Raw genomic sequence first — 2120 nt, forward strand, 5'->3', positions numbered from 1 at the left:
TATTTAGTTCTCTAAATTTTAAAACAAAAAACATTTTTTCTTCAGCTGTAAATCTAATTTTTTTAGCCATATACTACCAACTTTCATATTTTTATTAAATGTTGATAATATATGTGTGCCCTATATGGGTATCATATCAGACCAAGCACCCACATTTTTTATTGAAAAAAAGAGCGAATGGCCTCACACCTCTACTCTGGCTGTAGATATGTGCCTTGCCATTCGCTCGTTCCCGCCGTATATAAGCTCTCACAGGAAGCGGGATTTTTTTAATAAAAAATTACCACGCTACTATTCTCTTATAGCTCTTCTAATTCTTCATCTGTATTATCTTCTTCATAAATTGGACTAATATTTTTCTCTCTCATTTTTAAACTTTCTCTATATTGAGTTGCTAATGCAAATTTTGTTAATTTAAATTCTCCGCAATTTTGTTTTGCAAAAGTTTCAATTTCATCTAAGTTTATAGTAAAGAATTCTTTTCTTAAATTAACTAGATTTGTACTTTTATTATTAAATTCTTTATGAATTTTGTTTTCCAATCCAGGAGCATCTTCTGAATATATCATAGCATGAATATCAAATGGAAATGGAACTGATGCACCACTAAGTTCTTTAACTCTATCTAATGGATCTAATCTTCTTGTCATTCCTATTTTATAAACATTTTCTCCAAATGAACCAATATTAGATATTATATAAACATGGCCAGATTTAGTTAATTGTGCTTGAGAGATTGCTTTTTCTTTATTTTTACTTGCTTCTTCTAATTGTCTCTCCAATTCTTGAATTTTCAATGCAAATTTAGCTTTTTCTTCTTCAGATTTTGTTTCCATTATTTTTTCATATTCTTTTCTAGCTTGATCTAGTGCTTTTTGATTTCTTTTTTCTTCAACTTCAGATTCTTTTATTGCTTTTTCATATTCTCTTTTAACTTTTTCTTCTTCTCTAATTTGTTCACGAATTCTTTTTTGCTCTTCTTTTTCTTGCTCTTTATAAAGATATAATTTTACTAATAATTCTAATTCTTTTAATCTTGCTTCTAAGTATTTTTCTTCAATTTTAGCATTTCTAAAGGCTACTCCATTATAATTAACTAAGATATAAGCATCTTTAATTTCTTGTTCTAATTTGCCATAATTATCAGATTTAACTCTTGATAATATACTTTCCACTTTTCCATTAAAAGCATCTAATACAAATTCACATGCTGTTTTTGATCTAGTTGCTTGAACATAATCACAAGAAGATGCCATGTCATTGATAACCATTCTTTTAATTAAATCTCTTTCTTCTTTTAATTTTTTTCCAATATCTAAAAAATTATATTCATTTGCTAAATCATCAATTAATGAATGAGTAGGTTTTAAATAATCGTCTCCATAGCCAACGATTTTATTTTTCATAGCTAGAGCTACAGATTCATAAAAATCAGCATTCTCTTTAATTTCATAAGCCGTTCCAGATATTTCTTTTGCTTTATGTTTAGCATTTTCTTCTATTTCATGAGCTTTTTTTAAAGCTTTATCTATAATTTCTTCTGAATTTTGATTACTTTCTCTAGCTTTATGCTTAGCATTTGTTAAAATAATAGAACTTTCATTTTGATTTTCTTGTACTATTTTCTGAGTTGCTTCTAATAAAGAATTAGCTTCTTTTTCAGCTCTATCTTTAGTCATTTTCATTTCTTCATAAATTTTTAATTCATCAATTCTAATTTTAGTATTTTGATTTTCTAGTTTTAATTTATTATTTTCATTTTCTGAATCTTTAGCTTTTGATAAGGATTCATCTCTCTCTTTTACCAAAATATTATTCTTTTTTTCTTTTTTAAAAACTAAAACTAATAATAAAATTACCACTAGTAATAAAATTAAAGTCATTCTTTTCCCCCTGTTTTGATTAAATTTGTTTATACTATTTTAATTATACATAAATATAATAGAAACTAAAACATTTTTTATTTTTAAGTTGAAAAATTTAAAAGATATTTATTGCCAGTGCTAAAGAAGGTCGTTCGCATGCCTTAGCGAGTCCGTTGTTTACGGCATGCTCTCTCCGTGGCCGGCCCTTCTCCCCCGCCGGCGTCGCTACAGATGTTTTTTTAGCTAGGCCGGTTT

1 protein-coding gene is annotated in these 2120 nt (G+C 27.4%); it reads right to left on the reverse strand.

The features are described 5' to 3' along the window. Nucleotides 1-299: 299 nt before the first annotated feature. The gene (locus ACRCZX_RS00045; RefSeq protein ID WP_438580913.1) at nucleotides 300-1883 is read right to left on the reverse strand and encodes a DUF4041 domain-containing protein; all 1584 of its coding nucleotides are present in this window, start codon (nucleotides 1881-1883) and stop codon (nucleotides 300-302) included. Nucleotides 1884-2120: the final 237 nt, after the last annotated feature.

The sequence above is a fragment of the Cetobacterium sp. genome (genome assembly GCF_051658645.1).
GTDB lineage: Bacteria > Fusobacteriota > Fusobacteriia > Fusobacteriales > Fusobacteriaceae > Cetobacterium_A.

What these genes read in the sequence shown, in the direction of transcription:
- ACRCZX_RS00045 (WP_438580913.1), bottom strand. Translation starts at nt 1,883, where the DNA reads ATGACTTTAATTTTATTACTAGTGGTAATTTTATTATTAGTTTTAGTT.